Source organism: Pseudoroseomonas ludipueritiae, from assembly GCF_014490445.1.
Lineage (GTDB): Bacteria > Pseudomonadota > Alphaproteobacteria > Acetobacterales > Acetobacteraceae > Pseudoroseomonas > Pseudoroseomonas ludipueritiae.
The window spans coordinates 1-16,449 of the sequence record NZ_JACTUZ010000103.1 but is presented as its reverse complement, the minus strand read 5'-3'; the positions used below and the strand labels follow the sequence as shown (position 1 = coordinate 16,449).

General features: G+C 69.6%; 13 protein-coding genes, 1 pseudogene and 1 riboswitch. Of the genes and pseudogenes, 3 read left to right on the top strand and 11 right to left on the bottom strand.

Going from position 1 to position 16,449, the window contains the following annotated elements; all coding sequences use genetic code 11:
• From IBL25_RS18195 to IBL25_RS18175, 5 genes and pseudogenes are all read right to left on the bottom strand, one after another.
• Positions 1-617: pseudogene (locus tag IBL25_RS18195) on the bottom strand (precorrin-3B synthase); the annotation flags it as partial.
• Positions 614-3,952 carry a cobaltochelatase subunit CobN gene (cobN, locus tag IBL25_RS18190; RefSeq protein ID WP_187779945.1) on the bottom strand — a complete coding sequence of 1,113 codons (3,339 nt, stop codon included), beginning with the start codon at positions 3,950-3,952 and terminating at the stop codon, positions 614-616. The pseudogene IBL25_RS18195 and the gene cobN, both read right to left, overlap by 4 nt.
• A 4-nt stretch (positions 3,953-3,956) precedes the next feature.
• Positions 3,957-4,991 carry a cobalamin biosynthesis protein CobW gene (cobW, locus tag IBL25_RS18185; RefSeq protein WP_187779944.1) on the bottom strand — a complete coding sequence of 345 codons (1,035 nt, stop codon included), beginning with the start codon at positions 4,989-4,991 and terminating at the stop codon, positions 3,957-3,959.
• Positions 4,988-5,392: a DUF1636 domain-containing protein gene (locus tag IBL25_RS18180; RefSeq protein ID WP_187779946.1), complete on the bottom strand. Its 405-nt coding sequence runs from the start codon at positions 5,390-5,392 to the stop codon at positions 4,988-4,990. The genes cobW and IBL25_RS18180 overlap by 4 nt, the downstream gene beginning before the upstream one ends.
• Positions 5,393-5,487: 95 nt before the next feature.
• A riboswitch (cobalamin riboswitch) is annotated at positions 5,488-5,678 on the bottom strand.
• A gap of 317 nt (positions 5,679-5,995) precedes the next feature.
• Positions 5,996-6,244, bottom strand: a complete 249-nt coding sequence (locus tag IBL25_RS18175; RefSeq protein ID WP_187779943.1) for a DUF3297 family protein — start codon at positions 6,242-6,244, stop codon at positions 5,996-5,998.
• A gap of 68 nt (positions 6,245-6,312) precedes the next feature.
• Between IBL25_RS18175 and cobU the strand changes: the two genes are divergently transcribed.
• The 3 genes from cobU to IBL25_RS18160 are packed head-to-tail and all read left to right on the top strand — an operon-like array spanning position 6,313 to position 8,881.
• A complete protein-coding gene (gene cobU, locus IBL25_RS18170; RefSeq protein WP_187779942.1) occupies positions 6,313-6,819 on the top strand; it encodes a bifunctional adenosylcobinamide kinase/adenosylcobinamide-phosphate guanylyltransferase in 507 nt (168 codons plus the stop codon).
• A complete protein-coding gene (gene cobO, locus IBL25_RS18165) occupies positions 6,816-7,421 on the top strand; it encodes a cob(I)yrinic acid a,c-diamide adenosyltransferase (RefSeq protein WP_187779941.1) in 606 nt (201 codons plus the stop codon). Before cobU ends, cobO begins: the two co-directional genes overlap by 4 nt.
• Positions 7,421-8,881 (top strand): cobyric acid synthase, encoded by a 1,461-nt coding sequence (locus IBL25_RS18160; protein ID WP_187779940.1) that lies wholly within the window; start codon positions 7,421-7,423, stop codon positions 8,879-8,881. The genes cobO and IBL25_RS18160 overlap by 1 nt, the downstream gene beginning before the upstream one ends.
• 151 nt (positions 8,882-9,032) lie before the next feature.
• On the opposite strand, the gene IBL25_RS18155 is transcribed toward IBL25_RS18160, so the two are convergent.
• The 6 genes from IBL25_RS18155 to IBL25_RS18130 all read right to left on the bottom strand — a co-directional run.
• The gene (locus IBL25_RS18155; protein WP_187779939.1) at positions 9,033-9,920 is read right to left on the bottom strand and encodes a carbohydrate ABC transporter permease; all 888 of its coding nucleotides are present in this window, start codon (positions 9,918-9,920) and stop codon (positions 9,033-9,035) included.
• Positions 9,913-10,878 carry a carbohydrate ABC transporter permease gene (locus IBL25_RS18150; protein WP_187779938.1) on the bottom strand — a complete coding sequence of 322 codons (966 nt, stop codon included), beginning with the start codon at positions 10,876-10,878 and terminating at the stop codon, positions 9,913-9,915. The genes IBL25_RS18155 and IBL25_RS18150 overlap by 8 nt, the downstream gene beginning before the upstream one ends.
• 64 nt (positions 10,879-10,942) lie before the next feature.
• A complete protein-coding gene (locus IBL25_RS18145; protein ID WP_187779937.1) occupies positions 10,943-12,268 on the bottom strand; it encodes an ABC transporter substrate-binding protein in 1,326 nt (441 codons plus the stop codon).
• A gap of 55 nt (positions 12,269-12,323) precedes the next feature.
• Positions 12,324-13,382, bottom strand: a complete 1,059-nt coding sequence (locus IBL25_RS18140) for an ABC transporter ATP-binding protein (RefSeq protein ID WP_187779936.1) — start codon at positions 13,380-13,382, stop codon at positions 12,324-12,326.
• Between the two features lie 139 nt (positions 13,383-13,521).
• The gene (cbiB, locus tag IBL25_RS18135; protein WP_187779935.1) at positions 13,522-14,493 is read right to left on the bottom strand and encodes an adenosylcobinamide-phosphate synthase CbiB; all 972 of its coding nucleotides are present in this window, start codon (positions 14,491-14,493) and stop codon (positions 13,522-13,524) included.
• A 298-nt stretch (positions 14,494-14,791) separates the two neighbouring features.
• Positions 14,792-16,449, bottom strand: a 1,658-nt coding sequence (locus tag IBL25_RS18130) for a PD-(D/E)XK nuclease family protein (protein ID WP_187779934.1), incomplete at its 5' end; no start/stop codon positions are given.

Below are 16,449 nucleotides of genomic sequence, written 5' to 3'. Positions count from 1 at the left end.
TGCGCCGCCACGGCTTGCCGCATCCGGCGCGCCGGGGCGAGGGTAGTAAAATGGCGCGCCAGGGCGGTGGTGGCGGCCACGGCTGCGGCCGGGGCGCAGCGCGCCAGCGCATCGCCGCCGCCGAGGCGCAGTTCCACCCATGGGCCGGTGTGGCGCAGCATGATATCGGCGCTTTCGCCGGCCAGCGGCAGGCTGCCGCCGCCATCGACAAGCACGCCGAACTTGCCCGGCAGCGTCGGCCATTCGGCCATGGCCGCCGCAAGCGCTTCCACGAATGCGGCGGTGCCAGGAGCGATCCCGGGGTCGTGGCCCAGGAGCGGCGGCGCCAGCAGATTGCGGTTGCGTTCCACCGCTGGGTCCGCGTGCGCGAGGCCGGCGGCGACCATGGCGCTGGCGAAAGCCACAGCGCCGGCGCCGGAAAATCCACGCGGCTGCAGATTACCACGTTGCGTCAGGTCGACCGCGCCATTGCCAAGCCGCGCTGCTTCCCGCGCGATGATGCGGGCCTGCTCCGCCGTGATTCGCGCCGCATGGGGCTTGATGCGCGAGAGCCAGCCGTCGCCGGAACGCATGGGCTCATGCAGGCTGGGGCACCAACCGCGTGTCTGGCCTGTCATGCTTCCAGCTCCGCCGCCGTGCTGTTGCGGCGCGGCTGCCAGAGGCCCTGGCGCAGCGCGGTGGCGAAGGCCTGGCGCATGCCTGCCAGGGCTTCCGGGTTCTCCCGTTGCAGGAAGGCCAGCACCTCGGGCGTGCCCAGGGTGGCCTCGAAGATCAGGTCGAACTGCCGGTCCAGCCGCGTGGGCAGGGTCGTGGCGAAGGCATGCAGGCTGTGCAGCGGCCGCGCGATCTCGGCAGCGCCGCGATAGCCATGGCGCATCATGCCGCCGATCCATTCCGGGTTGGCAGCGCGGGCGCGCACCACGCGGGCGATTTCTTCCGCCAGCGCCCGGCCGCGCGGGGCCTCGGGCTTGCTGGTGTCCAGGTGATACAAGGCGGGGGCTGTGCCCAGCACGCGCGCCGCCGCCGCGAAGCCGCCTTCATGCGCGGCGAAATCGGGGCTGTCGAGCAGGTCGGTCTCGGCGTGGTCCTGAATATGCAGGAAGGTATCGGCGGCGCGGATGCGTTGGGCCAGGGCGGCCTGCATCGGCGCGCCATCCAAGCCCTGGCCATAGGCGCTGGCGGAGCCGGCAAGATAAGCGGCCCCGGCATCCTTCCAGCCTGCGGCCGCAAAATCCGCGTCCGTGCCGGCGCCATAGGCGCCCGGCGCCGCGCCGAAGATGCGGGCGGTGGCCTGCCGCAGCGCATCGCCGGAGAGGTCCCGAGCAGCAGCAGCCAGCGGGTTCCAGTCGGCGGCCTCGTCCCTGGCGGCCACGGCGCGCACGGCTTGGTCGAAGAGCGCGATCTGATTCGAAAAAGTGTCGCGGAAGAGGCCGGAGATGCGCAGCGTGACATCGATGCGCGGCCGGTCCAGCAGCGCGAGAGGCAGGATCTCGGTGCCCGTGACGCGGGCGGAGCCGCTGTCCCACAGCGGACGGGTGCCCAGCAGCACCAGGGCCAGGGCGAGGTCCTCGCCGCCGGTGCGCAGCGTGGTGCTGCCCCAGAGGTCCAGCACCACGCTGCGCGGGTATTCGCCATGGTCCTGCAAATGGCGGCGCAGCAATTCGGCTGCCGCTTTCTCCGCTAGCAGCATGGCGGAACGGTTGGGAATGCCGCGCGGGTCCACGGCATAGAGGTTGCGGCCGGTGGGCAGCACATCGGCGCGGCCGCGCGTCGGCGCACCGGCGGGGCCGGGGGCGATGAAGCGCGCATCCAGCGCCGTCAGCAGGGCGCTGCGCTCCGCTCCGGCGCAGGCATCGAGGCGGGCGGCAAGGTCCGGCGTGTCGGGGTTCGCGGTTTGCAGGGCGGCCAGCAGCGCGTCGCGCCCGGCGGGTGGGCGGCCCAGCACATGCAGCCCGTCCCGGATCTGCATTTCCTTGACGTCGCAGAGCCAGGCATCAAGCTTCGCCAGCGTTTCCTCTTCCGGGAGGCCGGGGGGGATGGCGCTTTCGGCCAGCAATCCGGTGTCCTGCGCGCGGGCCAGGATGTCGCGACGGAGCAGGGCGGTGCGCCGCGCATCCAGCCCATCGGCGGCGGCATATTCGTCGATCAGCCGCTCCAGCTCGGCGGCGGCGCCGTGGTGGCCGGCGGATTTCAATGGGGGCGTCAGATGGCCGATGGTCACCGCGCCCAAGCGGCGGCGGGCGAAGGCGGCCTCGCCAGGGTTAGTGACGATGAAAGGGTAGATCACCGGCAGGCCGCGCGTCAGCGCCGCTGGAGCGCAGCTTTCCGACAGTGCCACCGCCTTGCCCGGCAGCCATTCCAACGAGCCATGCGTGCCGAGATGCAGCATCGCATGCGCGCCGAATGCCTTCCGCAGCCAGAGATAGAAGGCGATGAAGGCATGGCGCGGTGGCAGGCTGGGGTCGTGATGCGTGGCGCGGCGGTCGGCCTCTCGCCCACGGTCGGGCTGCACGGCCAGAAGCAACTGACCGATGCGCAGGTGCCGCAGCGCGAAGCCGGCTGGGGTGAGGGCCTTGTCCTGTGCCGGTGTGCCCCAGGCAGCTTCCACAGCTTCCTGCAGCGCAGCGGGCAGCGTGGCGAATAACGTTGAATAATCCTGTAAGCTCAGGAAAGCGGTGGGCTGCGCGGTGGTCAGGGCCTGTGTTAGCGCGGCGGCATCCAGCGGCTCCGTACCGTAGCCGGCGCCGCACAGATCCTCCAGCAGCGCGGCGAGGGATGCGAAGGAGTCCAGGCCCACCGCATGACCAACCTGCCCGCTGCCGGCCACGCCGGGATAGTCGGAGAGGATGATGCCGAGGCGCCGCCCGGCCGGCGGCGTGACGCGGAGCAATGCCCAGCCCGCCGCGCGGTCCGCAGCCAGGGCGATGCCGGCTTCGAAAGGTTGCAGCCGGGTTGGGGAGAAATCCAGGCTAGGCAGTGGCGCGGCTTCCGCCTTGAAGCCGACGATGGTGGTGGGCAGCCGCCCGTCCAGTTCCGGCAGCACGACCTGCATGGCGAGATCGGCCTGCGACAGGCCACGCGAGGAAGCCTCCCAGGCCGCGCAGGGTGCGCCGGAGAGCATCAGTTGCAGCACCGGTACGCCGGCGGCATCCAGCGGCGAGGCGCCCTCCTGCCGTGCGGAAAAGGCCGTGGCATTCAGCACCACCGCCGGGCGCAGTTGCGCCAGTTCGGTGGTGACGAAGCGCGCGGCTTCCGCATCCTTCAGGCTGGCGGCAAAGAAGCCGCTCGGGTTCAGCCCACGCGCCGCCAGGGCTTTTGCCAAGACCCGCATCGGCGCGACGTCATCGGCCAACAGGTGGGAGCGGTAGAAGACCACCGCAACGTCCGGCCCATCGGCGGTGATGCCGAAGTCATGGCGCCCGAAGGCGGGCAGGGGCGGTGGGTCGGTGGCGGGCGCCGCACCCAACCCGGCGGATGCGGCAGCCAGTTGCAGCGCCGCCGCCCAATGCGCGGCACCGCCATGGCGGCAGCAGGCTTCCAGCCGTGCTAGCAGCGCCGGTTCCATGGTGGAGAGTTCGGCCAGCCGCGTATCCGGCCGGCCTTCCCCCGGCAGCAGCGCCAGGGGAATGCCACGCGCGCGGCAGAGCGCGGCCACTTCCTCGGCGCCGTAGCGCCAGTAATCCAGCCCGCCCAGCAGGCGGATGACTACGGCGCGGGATTCCGCCAGCACCTGCTCGGCGTAGAGGTCCACCGACATGGGGTGGCGCAGCTTTGCCAAGCTGGCCAGCCGCAGCGTCGGGCGTGGTTCCGGCAGCGCGGCCCAGCCCGCCGCCGCCGCCGAAAGGTCGCTGTCGCTGAAGGAGAGCAGCACCAGGTCCGCCGGCGCGTGGCCGAGGTCCACCGCCTGCTCGGCGGCGTCCAGGCTCAGCGTTTCGCGCGGCAGCAGGTGCATGGCGCTATCCGGCGATGGCGGCGGCGATGGCCGCCTTGTCCAGCCCGGCCTGGCCGATCACCACCAACTGGCCATCCCGTGCCTCGCCAGGTGCCCAGGCGCGGTCGAAATGGTGGCGGAAGCGGGTGCCGACGCCCTGCACCGCGAGGCGCATCGGCTTGCCGGGCAGACTCGAAAAGCCCTTCATGCGCAGGATATCGAACTCGCCTGCGATCTTCGAGAGCTTTTCCACCAGCGCCTCGGCGCTCGCCGCTTCCGGCATGGGGACAACGAAACTGTCGAAATCGTCGTGCTCGTGGTCATCCGCGCCATCGTGGTGGGAGGGGCGGGCGTCGAGGTCGTCTTCCGCCGTGGCACCCAGGCCCAGCAGCACGGCGATGTCCAGCGCGCCTTCCCGCGCCGCCACCACCTTCACCTGCCGGGGCAGATGCGTGGCGATCTCGGCCCGCAGCTTTGTCACGGCGGCATCGTCCAGCAGGTCGGCCTTGTTCAGCACCACGAGGTCGGCGGCGCCGAGCTGGTCCTCGAAGACCTCGGCCAGCGGGTTGTCGTGGTCCAGGTTGTCGTCGGCCGCGCGCTGAGCTTCCACCGCCGCCGGGTCGTCGGCGAAGCGGCCATCGGCCACGGCGGGGCCATCCACCACCGTCACCACGCCATCCACCGTGACGCGGGAGCGGATGCCCGGCCAGTTGAAGGCCTTGATCAGCGGCTTCGGCAAGGCCAGGCCGGAGGTCTCGATCAAAATATGCTCCGGCGGCTCCGGCCGGTCCAGCAGCGCGGTCATGGTGGGCAGGAAGTCATCGGCCACGGTGCAGCAGATACAACCATTGGCCAGTTCGACGATGTTGTCTTCCTCGCAGCCCGGGATGCCGCAGGACTTCAGCAGGTCGCCATCGATGCCGAGGCTGCCGAATTCATTGACGATGATGGCGATGCGCCGCCCCGCCGCCTGCGCCATGACATGCCGCACCAGCGTGGTCTTTCCCGCGCCAAGAAAGCCGGTGACGATGGTGGCCGGCACCTTTTCGAGTTTGCTCACGACTGGGGCTCCATCAGGGAAGGAAGGCGGCCGAGCACGACCGAACGCAGGGAAGCAGGGCGGCGGGAGGGCAGCACGGCCCCGCTGCCGCTGGCGGCATAAGCGGCGCCATAGGCCAACAGGTCCTCGGCATGGGAGAGGTCGAGCCGCCCCAGCAGGTAGCCCCACTTGCCCGGCGCCGTCATGGCGGCGGTGCAGCCATGGTCGCAGGCGGCCATGCATTTCACGGGACGGAGTTCCACCGGCGGCGCCGCATGGGCCGCCAGGGCGGCGGCCACGGCGTCATGCAAATGGCGGCCGGGCGGCGCCTCGCCCTCCGCCAGCGGATTGCCGGCACGGCAGGTGGTGCAGACATGCAGCACAGGCTTGGCTTCGGCCTCAGGCAAGGCGGGCACCTCCAGTCTCCGGGGCGCCGATCGCCCGCGCGCAGGCGCACGGGTCGGCGCCAAGCCATGCCGGGCGCCTCTGCCACTCCGGGGCACCCCGCCCGGCGGCACGATCTCGATGGGCGATGGCAGGTCTCCTGGCTCGTGGATCAGGCACGGCCCGCCGGCCTTCCCGGAAGTCGCCTTCCAGTGGCCGCAGCGGCGGGACGCTCTCCACTTACAGTTGCGGGGGCAGCCGCGGCGTTGCACCGCGTTCCCTTTTCACCCTCCTCGCGGAAGGACCATCAGAGCCTTGTGGTTAGGCTGTGGGCGGGGCGGAAGTCAAACGCGGAGTGGTGAGGGGCCGGGGCCAAAGAGGGCTCCGCCCTCTCTGGACACTCCCGCCGGGGTGGAAAGTCCACCCCGGACCCCGCTACCAGTTTCAGGAGCTAGGCCGAGAAGGCATGGCGCCGCGCCAGCCGCAGGCGTTGATGTGGAAAAGGCCACGCGGACTGAGGCCGCAGTCGCCGGAGGTCCATGACCTCCGGCAGAACCAGCGTGCCACCAGCGCCAAACTGATGGCGGGGTCTGGGGTGACACTGTCACCCCAGTGGGGTCCAGGGGCGGCGCCCCTGGGCTTCAGCCGCCCTGGGTATCGCGGAAATAGGGCTCGACCGTGCCCATCACCTTCATGGTCAGCGGCTTGCCCTTGCGGTCCACGCCCTTGCCGACGGCCAGGCGCACCCAGCCTTCGCTGACGCAGTATTCCTCGACATTGGTCTTCTCGACGCCCTTGAAGCGGATGCCGATGCCGCGGTTCAGGATTTCCTCGTTGAAGAAGGGGCTGGAGGGGTCGTTGGAGAGGCGGTCGGGCGGGGTATCGGACATGGTGGGGGCTCCCTAGCTCTGGTGGGGTGATAGCCAGCCCGGGCGGCTTTCGGCTAGTCCTGCCGGCCATGAGCATCACCCTGGTCCTGGGCGGCGCGCGCTCCGGCAAGTCCCGCCATGCCGAGGCGCTGCTGGCCCGTCACCCCGCCCCTTGGGTCTACCTGGCCACCGCCGAGGCCTGGGACGAGGAGATGCGCGCCCGCATCGCCGAGCATCGCGCCCGGCGGGACGGGCGCTGGCAGACGGTGGATGCGCCGCTGGACCTGCCGGCGGCGCTGGCCAGGCCGCAGCCGGTGCTGGTGGATTGCCTGACGCTGTGGCTGACCAACCTGATGCTGGGCGGGCATGACGTGGAGGGTGCGACGGCGGCGCTGGAGGCCGCGCTGCGGGCCCGCGCCGCGCCCACGGTGCTGGTGGCCAATGAGGTGGGGTTGGGCATCGTGCCGGAGAGCGCGCTGGGCCGGGCCTTCCGGGACAAGGCGGGGGTGCTGAACCAGCGCATCGCGGCGGTCGCCGACCATGTGCATTTCATCGCCGCCGGGCTGCCGCTGCTGCTGAAGGGAGAATTGCCGTGACCGAGGATGCCGAGGCCGCCCGCCACCGGGAGAAGATGCAGAAGCGCAAAGCGGTGCAGGATGCCGAGGTGGCGGGCAAGACCGTCGAGAAGGGCCTGCTGATGGTCCATACCGGTGCCGGCAAGGGCAAGAGCACGGCGGCCTTCGGGCTGGCGCTGCGGATGCTGGGGCGTGGGCGCCAGGTGGGCGTGGTGCAGTTCATCAAGGGCGCCTGGAGCACCGGGGAGCGTGGGCCGCTGGAGGCCATGCCCGGCCTGGAATGGCACAGCATGGGCGAGGGCTTCACCTGGGAAACCCAGGACCGGGAGCGGGATGTCGCCGCCGCCCGCCGCGCCTGGGAGAAGGCGCTGGAGCTGATGGGGCGCCCCGGCCTCGGCCTGCTGGTGCTGGACGAGTTGTGCATCGCGCTGCGCTACGACTACCTGCCGGTAGAGGAGGTGGTGGCGGCGCTGGTGGCGCGGCCACATGGCCTGCACGTGGTGGTGACGGGGCGGAATGCCCCGCCGGCGCTGATGGAGGCCGCCGATCTGGTGACCGAGATGAAACTGGTCAAACACCACTTCGCGGCAGGGGTGAAGGCGCAGGAAGGCATCGAATTCTGATGGCGCGGGCGCTGATGCTGCAAGGCACGGGCAGCAGCGTCGGCAAATCGCTGCTGGTGGCGGGCCTGGCGCGGGCGCTGGTGCTGCGCGGGCTGCGGGTGCGGCCTTTCAAGCCGCAGAACATGTCCAACAATGCCGCCGTCACGCCCGATGGCGGCGAGATCGGCCGCGCCCAGGCTCTGCAGGCGCGCGCCGCCCGCGTGGCGCCCAGCGTGCACATGAATCCGGTGCTACTGAAGCCGCAAAGCGAGATCGGCGCCCAGGTGGTGGTGCAGGGCCGCGTGCATGCCACGGCGCGCGCGCGTGAATACCAGAGCATGAAGCCTTCGCTGCTGCCCTTCGTGCTGCAAAGCTTTTCGAGCCTGCGCGAGGAAGCCGATATCGTGCTGGTGGAAGGTGCCGGCTCCGCTTCCGAGATCAACCTGCGCGCGGGCGATATCGCCAATATGGGCTTCGCCCGCGCAGCGGATGTGCCGGTGGTGCTGGTGGGGGATATCGACCGGGGTGGGGTGATCGCCAGCCTTGTCGGCACGCGGCATGTCGTGGCCGAGGAGGATGCGGCGATGATCCGCGGCTTCATCGTCAACCGCATGCGTGGTGACCTCTCGCTCTTTGCCGATGGCATGACCGAGATCGCGCGCCGCACCGGCTGGTCGCCCCTGGGATTGGTGCCCTTCTTCGACGATGCCCGCCGCCTGCCGGCCGAGGATGCGCAGGACCTGCTGGACAGCATCCCCCCGCCGCGCCCCGGCCGCCCCTGCGTGGCCGTGCCGCTGCTGCCGCGCATTTCCAACTTCGACGACCTGGACCCGCTGGCGGCCGAGCCCGGCATCGACCTGCGCCTGCTGCGCCCCGGCCAGCCTATCCCGGCCGAGGCGGCGCTGGTGGTGCTGCCCGGTTCCAAGGCCACGTTGGCCGATCTCGCCGCGCTGCGGCGGGAGGGTTGGGATATCGACATCCTGGCGCATCACCGGCGCGGTGGCGCGGTGCTGGGGCTTTGCGGCGGCTACCAGATGCTGGGCACCCGCATCGCCGACCCCGAGGGCGTGGAAGGCCCACCCGGGGAAGCGCCCGGCCTCGGCCTGCTGGATGTGGAAACGGTGCTGGCGGGCGAGAAGCGGCTGGAGGCGGTGCAAGGCGCTTCCCTGCCCGATGCCGTGCCTTTCGCGGGCTATGAGATGCATATCGGCTGCACCAGCGGGCCGGACACGGCGCGGCCTTTCCTGCGGCTGGCGGATGGCCGGCCGGATGGCGCCACATCGCCGGATGGGCGGGTGGTCGGCACCTATGCCCATGGATTGTTCGGGCATGACGCGCAGCGGGCGGCCTGGCTGGCCCGCCTTGACGCCCCTGCCGCGCGGCGCAGCCATGAGGCGGAGGTGGAAGCTACACTGGATGCGCTGGCGGCGCATCTGGAGCGGCACGTGGATGTGGATGCGCTGCTGGCGCTGGCGCGGTGAAGGCCGGGGAATGAATCTCCTATCAAACGTATAGGTTTGAGCCTTCTTCTCGGATTTCCGTGGCTGCTGGCGGAACCTACTCACTTCAGCCCGGATTCAGACTCGAAGAAAAAAGAAGGGGGTTCGGGGGAATTCATTCCCCCGACCTGTCTTATTCCTTCACCGCTCCGGTGAGCGACGAGACGTAATAATCCACAAAGAACGAGTAGAAGATCGCGACCGGCAGCGAGCCCAGCAGGGAGCCCGCCATCAGCGCCCCCCACTGATACACGTCGCCCTGCACGAGTTCTGTTAGGATCGCCACAGGCACCGTCTTGTTCTCCGAGGAGGAGATGAAGGCGAGGGCGTAGATGAATTCGTTCCAGGACAGGGTGAAGGAGAAGATGCCGGCGCTGATCAGCCCCGGTACCGCCAGGGGCAGGGTGATCTGCCGCAGGATCTGCAACCGGGTGGCGCCGTCGATCAGCGCGCATTCCTCCAGCTCATAGGGGATGGATTTGAAGTAGCCGATGAGCAGCCAGGTGCAGAAGGGGATCAGGAAGGTTGGGTAAGTGAGGATGAGAGCAAAAGGGCTGTCGAAGAGGCCGAGCTGGAAGACCATGCTGGCCAGCGGGATGAAGAGGATCGAGGGCGGCACGAGGTAGGCGATATAGATCGCCAGCCCCACATAGGCCGATCCCTTGAAGCGCAACCGCTGGATGGCATAGGCGGCCAGCACGGAAGCCACCAGCGAGAGCACGGTGGAACACACCGCGATCAGCATGGTGTTGAAGAGCCAGTGCGGATAGCTGGTCTCGAACAGCAGCTTCTTGATGTTGGCGAGCGTCGGGCTCACCACCCAGAAAGGGTTGTAGTTCTTGTAGTCGTAGAGTTCCGCATTGGGTTTGAAGGTCGTCACCGTCATCCAATAGAAGGGGAAGAGCAGGATGACGACGAAGCAGATGAGCGGCAGATAGACCGTCACCACCCGCCGCTGGCGCGACTGCCAGGAGAGCAGGTTGGAGCCGTCATCCGCGGTGGCGGCGGCAGCCTTACTCATTGTCTTCTCCCTGCTGCCACTTGCGGCGGGCAAGGGCGAAATAGCTGAAGAGCGTGGCCAGGATCAGGAAGGGGATCATCGAGACCGCGATGGCCGCGCCCTCGCCCAATTGCCCGCCGGGGATGCCGCGCTGGAAGGCCAGCGTCGCCATCAGGTGGGTGGAGTTGATCGGCCCGCCGCGCGTGATGGCATAGACCAACTGGAAGTCCGTGAAGGTGAAAAGGACCGAGAAGGTCAGCACCACCGCCAGGATCGGCATCAGCAGCGGCGCGGTGATGCGCGTGAAACGCTGCCAGGAGGAGGCGCCATCCAGCAGCGCGGCCTCGTAGAGCGAGGGCGGGATGGTCTGCAGCCCGGCAAGCAGGCTGATGGCCACGAAGGGGATGCCGCGCCAGACATTGGCGAAGATCAGCGACCAGCGCGCGGCCCAGGGCGTGCCGAGGAAGTCGATATAATGGTCCAGCAGCCCCAGCTTATCCACGAGGACATAGGAGATGATGGAGAACTGCGCATCGAACATCCACCAGAAGGCGATGGCCGAGAGCACCGTGGGCACGATCCAGGGCAGCAGGATGACGGCGCGCAGCAGCGACTTCAGCGGCAGGTTCTCGTTCAGCAGCAGCGCCAGCCAGAGGCCCAGGCCGAATTTCAGCACCGTGGCCACCGCCGTATAGAAGACAGTGTAGAAGACCGCCCCCCAGAAGACACGGTCGTACCAAAGGGATTCGAAATTCTCGAGCCCGATGAAATAGCCGCCACGGCCGATATGCGTATCGGTAAAGGCCAGCCAGATGCCGAGGCCCAGCGGATAGGTCAGGAAGACCAGCAGCAGCCCCAGCGCCGGCGTCAGGCAGGCGATGACCAGGAAGGTCTTGGAATCGAACAGACGCGCCAGCCAGCCCTGGTTGACCTGCGGGCGCCGCCAATTCGTCGTGGGCTCAGTCGCGCTCACGGACATGGTTCATATCCTTGCAGGACGGCCGTGGGATCTCTCCCACGGCCGCGCGGATCGGCAGGCTGGTTCAGCGGTAGTAGCGGCGGGCACGGCGCTCGGCCTCACGCGCCGCTTCCTCAGGCGTCGCCTGGCCGGAGGAGGCGGCGGCGAACATCTGCACCACCACGTAATCAGCAGCGACGGAGCCGGAGGCCTGGCTGATCGGGCCCTTGTAGCCGGACCAGAAGGGCGTGGTGTTGGTGTCGCGGTAGACAGCGAGCTTCGGGTCGCTCTTCCAGACCTCGCTCTCGGCATAGGCATTGAGCGGATGCGACCAGTAGCCGCCGCAGCCCGTCAGCCAGGTGTCGTACTGCTCCGCCTCCATCATGAAGCGCAGGTATTCCTTGGCGGCATTGGGGAATTTCGTGTGCTTGAAGACCATGGCGTTCAGCAGCAGCACGTTTTCCGCCATCTGGCCGCCCGGCGCCAGCGGCATGCGGGCCATGGCGGTATCGGCGGCGACGGCGGCGGTCTTGGGGTCGTTCTTCAGCGAGAAATACATGGAGACGCCGTTCTGCGTCAGCCCGATCTCGCCCGCCGCGTAGGCGCGGTTGTTGTTGACATCGCCCCAGGAAAGCGTGCCGGGGATGAAGGTCTGATACAATTCCCGCGCGTATTTCAGCGCATTGACGGTCTCGGGGCTGTTGATGGCGACCTTGCCCTGCTCATCGACCACCATGCCGCCATGGCTCCAGAGCAGCCAGTTGCAATAGGCATTGCCGTCGCCCACCGCATTGCCCAGGGCGAAGCCGGCGGGGTGGCCGTTCTTCTTCAGCGCCTGGCAGGCCTTCAGGAAGCCGGCATGGTCGGTCGGCAGGCTGTCGAAGCCCGCTTCCTTCAGCCAGGAGATGCGGTAGACGCAGGGGCCGCCGGAGCCGCCCATGGGCAGCGCGATCCACTGATCCGTGCCCCACTTCTTGCCGAAGCGCTGCGGCAGCGTCATCCAGCCGCCGTATTTCTGGCCGAGGTAATTGGCCAGTTCCGTCAGGTCCAGCGTCTTGTCGGCATAGATATGCGGGTCGTCCGCCCAGGCCACCACCACGTCCGGTCCGGCGCCGGTATTGGCGGCAACCGCGGTCTGCGGCCGCAGGTCTTCCCAGCCGGCGAAATCGACGCGGATCTGCACGCCGGTCTGTTCGCTGAACTTCTGGGTATTCTGGCGGAACACCGTCTCATCGGCATCGACGAACTTGGTGGGGCGCAGCACGCGCAGCGTGGCGCCCTTCTCCACCTCCAGCTTCGGCGCGGTGGCATTGCCGGTGGGGATGGCGGCGCGGGCCAGGCCAGGCAGCATGCCGGCGGCCATCGCGCCGGCACCGAGGCTGAGGGCCCCGCGGCGGGTGAGGTTGTGCATTCTTGTGGTCCTCCTTGCTGGGGCGCGGTTTTTTTGTGTGCGCCCGTTCCTGCAATCAGTTCAGCCGCTGCCCTGTCTCTCCATGGAAGAGATGCGCCAGCGCCGGGTCGGGCATCACGTGGATGGTCTCGCCCACCCGGGCGGAGATGCGCTCGCGGAAGGCGCCGACGACGCTGGCCTCGCCGCTGCGGCCGGTGACCTGGGTTTCGGAGCCGGTCGGCTCCACCAGCGTCACCGTGATGGGCACGCCCGCGCCATCCAGCCGCAGGTGCTCCGGCCGCACGCCATAGGTGGCGCGGCTGCCCTCGGCGGCGGAGGCGCCGGTGGGCAGCGGCCAGGGCGCGCCGCCGCCATCGGGATGGAAGGCGCCGCCCCGCACGGTACCCGGCATCAGGTTCATGGCGGGAGAGCCGATGAAGCCCGCGACAAACAGGTTGGCCGGGCGGTCGTAAAGCTCCAGCGGCGCGCCGATCTGCTCGACGTGGCCGCCATGCATCACCACGATCTTGTCGGCCATGGTCATGGCCTCGATCTGGTCGTGGGTGACATAGATGGTGGTGGTCTTCAGCCGCTGATGCAGGTCCTTGATCTCGGCCCGCATCTGCACGCGCAGCTTGGCATCGAGGTTGGACAGCGGCTCGTCGAACAGAAACACCTGCGGGTGGCGCACAATGGCCCGGCCCATCGCCACGCGCTGCCGCTGGCCACCCGAGAGCTGGCGCGGGTAGCGGTCCAACAGCTTGTCCAGCCCCAGGATGCGCGCCGCGCGCGTCACTTCCCGTTCAATGACCTCGGCCGGCGCCTTGGCCAGCTTCATGGAGAAGGCCATGTTGTCCCGCACCGTCATGTGCGGGTAGAGCGCGTAGTTCTGGAACACCATGGCGATGTCGCGGTCCTTGGGCGCGACATTGTTGACGACGCGGCCGCCGATCGAGACCTCACCGCCGGAAATATTCTCCAGCCCCGCGATCATGCGCAGCAGCGTGGATTTGCCGCAGCCGGAGGGGCCGACCAGCACAACGAACTCGCCATCCTCGATGCCCACGCTGACGCCGTGGAGGATGGCGGTGCTCCCGAAGTTCTTGCGGACGTCACGAATATCAACAGTGGCCATCGTCAGGCGGCACCCTGCGGGCATGCGCGCCCGTTTGCGCAATAGCGCATTTCCTGGACTCCCTGCTCACTGCCCGCTTTGCGCGGGCTTGGCATCGAGCCTAGGCATTCCTGTGCCGGGCTGGCAACAGCGCTCTTGCCTAGTTCAGCAAGAATGCGGAAAGCCAAGCCAGCGCCAGCAATTGCAGCCGGCAGGCCAGCCGGTAGAGCGCCAGCGCGCGCCGCAGATCCTCCGGCATGGCGGCGGCGCGGCCATCGCCCATCCAGCCATCCTCCACCCGCGTTTCGCCGTAAACACGCGGCCCCGCCAGCCGCAGACCCAGCGCGCCGGCCATGGCCGCCTCCGGCCAACCCGCATTGGGGGAGCGATGATGCCGCGCATCACGCCAGACAGCCCGCCAGGCGCCGCCCGCATCCGCGCCTGGCAGCAATGCCGCCGCCAGCCAGATCCAGAAAGCCGCAAGGCGTGAGGCCGGCAGGTTCACCAGGTCATCCAGCCGCGCCGAGGCCCAGCCGAAGGCCGCATGCCGCGCCGAGCGATGCCCAACCATGCTGTCCGCCGTATTCACGGCCTTATAGAAAACGATGCCCGGCAGCCCGCCCAGCGCGCACCAGAAAGCCGGCGCCACCACGCCATCGGAAAAGTTCTCGGCCAGGCTTTCCGTCGCGGCACGCACCACGCCGGCCTCGTCCAGACTCTCCGGGTTGCGGCCGACGATCATGGAGACCGCCGCGCGCCCGCCTTCCAGCCCGCGCTCCTCCAGCCCCTCCGCCACGGCCTCCACATGCTGGTGCAGGCTGCGCTGCGCCGGCAGCGTGGCGGCCAGCACCGCCAGCGCCGTGATGCCACCCCAGCCCAGCGGCAACAAGGAAAGCTGCAAGGCAGCAGCAGGCAGAAGCACAACCAGCAGCAGTACCAGAAGCGCCAGCACACCCATGGCGCGCCGCCGCGCGAAGCTCTGCGCCTCCAGGTTCAGGCGGCGGTCCAGCCAGCCGATCAGGGCACCAAACCAGACCACGGGATGACGGATGGCGCGGAACAGGCCCGGCGGGTAGCCGATGAGGGCCTCGATCAGCAAGGCGCCCATCAGGATCAGGAAGTTTTCCGGCATGGAGGTCCGTGGTCTGTGCGGCGGCCGGGGCCAAGGGGGCGCCGCCCCCTTGGAACCCCCGCCGGGGTGACAGTGTCACCCCGGACCCCGCCATCTGTTTTCAGAAGTGACAGGCTGGGCGCGCCGGAGGTCATGGACCTCCGGCGACTGCGGCCTCAGCCCGCGTGGCCTTTCATCCAAGCCAGCCTCGCGACGTGGCGCGCCAAACCCGAAGCGGGGTCCGGGGTGGACTTTCCACCCCGGCGGGGTTCCAAGGGGCAGTGCCCCTTGGCCCCGGCTGTCAGAACAAGCACCACCCTCATTCCGCCTCGCTTCCCCATTCCGCCACCCGCGCCAGATGGTCATGGTCGCGGCGTACCGGGCTGCGGCGCGGGTGGGGGCGGGCCATGAAGCGGCGGCTGCCCAGCAGGAAGTCGCGCAGCAGCGCCTCGGTATTGTCCAGCGCATCGGCGGCCAGGGCCATGGGGTCGCCCTTCACCGGCTTCACCTCGCCCGCCGTGCCGCCGCCGGAAAGGCGCCAGTAGGTGAGGGCGGAGGTGGCGGCGGGCGGGATGCCCTCGAAGCCGCCGTGTTCGGCGATGGCGGCTTCCAGCGGCAACTGCGGCGCGCGGCCATCGGCCACCTCGCCGCTGCTGGGCGGCGTGCCGGTCTTGTAGTCGATCAGCGCGAGGCTGTGGTCGCAGAGCCGGTCGATGCGGTCGGCGCGCACCTTCAGGAAGATGCCGGTGCCGCGCAATTCCAGCCGGCCCGGCACCTCGGCATGGCGTTGCAGGATGCGGTGGCCGGCGGCGGCCGCGGCTTCTTGCGCCACCACGAACTCCCCGATGCGCGCCAGGCGCGGGCGCCAGAAGGCCAGCAGGCCGGGGCGGGCGGCGGCCTCGGCCAGGGTCTGTTCGGCGGCTTCGGCGTACCAGGCCCGGGCCTGGGCGGTGTCCCAGGGCTGGCCGTCCAGCTTCTGGGTCCAGCGCTTCATGGTGTTGTGCACCAGGTTGCCGTAGTCGCTGGCGCCCACCTCGGCGTCCAGCGGATCCAGCGGCACCAGGCGCAGCACGCGGCGGGCGTAGTAGCCATAGGGATCCGCCACGAGGTCGGCGATCTCGGTGACGGTGATCTCGCGCGGGCGTGCCTCGGGCGGCGGGCAGGGGGCGGGGCGGGGGCAGGGGCGCACCTCCTCCGGCATGTCCAGCGCGGCGGCCCAGGCCACGGCGGGGCTCTGCGGCAGGGCGAGGCCCTGGCCATGCTCATCCCGCTGGCCACCGAGGAAGGTTTCCAGCCGCGTCAGCCAGCGCGACGGCACGGTGGGGCTGCCGGCCCGCTTGCGCGCCCGCGCCAGCACGGCATTGGGGGCGGAAGCGGCGGCGAGCAGGAAATCGGCGGCGACGCGGCCGATACGGGCCTCGGGCTCCGGCAGGCCGAATTCGGCGCGCATGGGGCGGCTCATCCAGGGGCCGGGGTCGGTGGCCTGGGGCCAGACGCCTTCCTCCAGCGCGCCCAGCACGGCGAGATCGAAATGCAGCAGCCGGGCTTCCAGCAGGCCCAGGATGGCGACGCGCGGGTGGCGCCCGCCCTCGCGCCCGCGGCTGATGCGGACGCTGGGGGCCAGCGGGCCTTCCAGCGCCACGTCAAACAGCGCGGGCCAGGAGGCGGGGGACATCGGCGCCAGCTCGCGGAAGGCGGGCTGCAGGCTGGCGAGATGGACAGCCAGGGGCTCGCCTTCCTCGCCTGCGTAAAGGCGGAGGCCGCCGGGGCGGGTATCGGTGGCGGCCAGGGCCTCGGCGGCGGTCAGATGCGCGTTCAGCAGGTCGGCGGGCGGGCGGGCCGGGCTGTCGGGCAATTCGAAGAAGTCGCCCAGGGCGCGCTCCAGCGCGTCCAGCAGGCTCAGGGCGCGGTCCAGCAGGATGGCATCGCGCTCGCGGCCCAGGGCCTCGCGGGCGCGGGCGCGCAGGCCGGGCAGGC

Bases quoted from the DNA above. Each gene is read 5' to 3' on its own strand.
- cobN (WP_187779945.1), bottom strand. From the start codon at position 3,952: ATGCACCTGCTGCCGCGCGAAACGCTGAGCCTGGACGCCGCCGAGCAG.
- IBL25_RS18175 (WP_187779943.1), bottom strand. From the start codon at position 6,244: ATGTCCGATACCCCGCCCGACCGCCTCTCCAACGACCCCTCCAGCCCC.
- cobU (WP_187779942.1), top strand. From the start codon at position 6,313: ATGAGCATCACCCTGGTCCTGGGCGGCGCGCGCTCCGGCAAGTCCCGC.
- IBL25_RS18160 (WP_187779940.1), top strand. From the start codon at position 7,421: ATGGCGCGGGCGCTGATGCTGCAAGGCACGGGCAGCAGCGTCGGCAAA.
- IBL25_RS18155 (WP_187779939.1), bottom strand. From the start codon at position 9,920: ATGAGTAAGGCTGCCGCCGCCACCGCGGATGACGGCTCCAACCTGCTC.
- IBL25_RS18150 (WP_187779938.1), bottom strand. From the start codon at position 10,878: ATGTCCGTGAGCGCGACTGAGCCCACGACGAATTGGCGGCGCCCGCAG.
- IBL25_RS18145 (WP_187779937.1), bottom strand. From the start codon at position 12,268: ATGCACAACCTCACCCGCCGCGGGGCCCTCAGCCTCGGTGCCGGCGCG.
- IBL25_RS18140 (WP_187779936.1), bottom strand. From the start codon at position 13,382: ATGGCCACTGTTGATATTCGTGACGTCCGCAAGAACTTCGGGAGCACC.
- cbiB (WP_187779935.1), bottom strand. From the start codon at position 14,493: ATGCCGGAAAACTTCCTGATCCTGATGGGCGCCTTGCTGATCGAGGCC.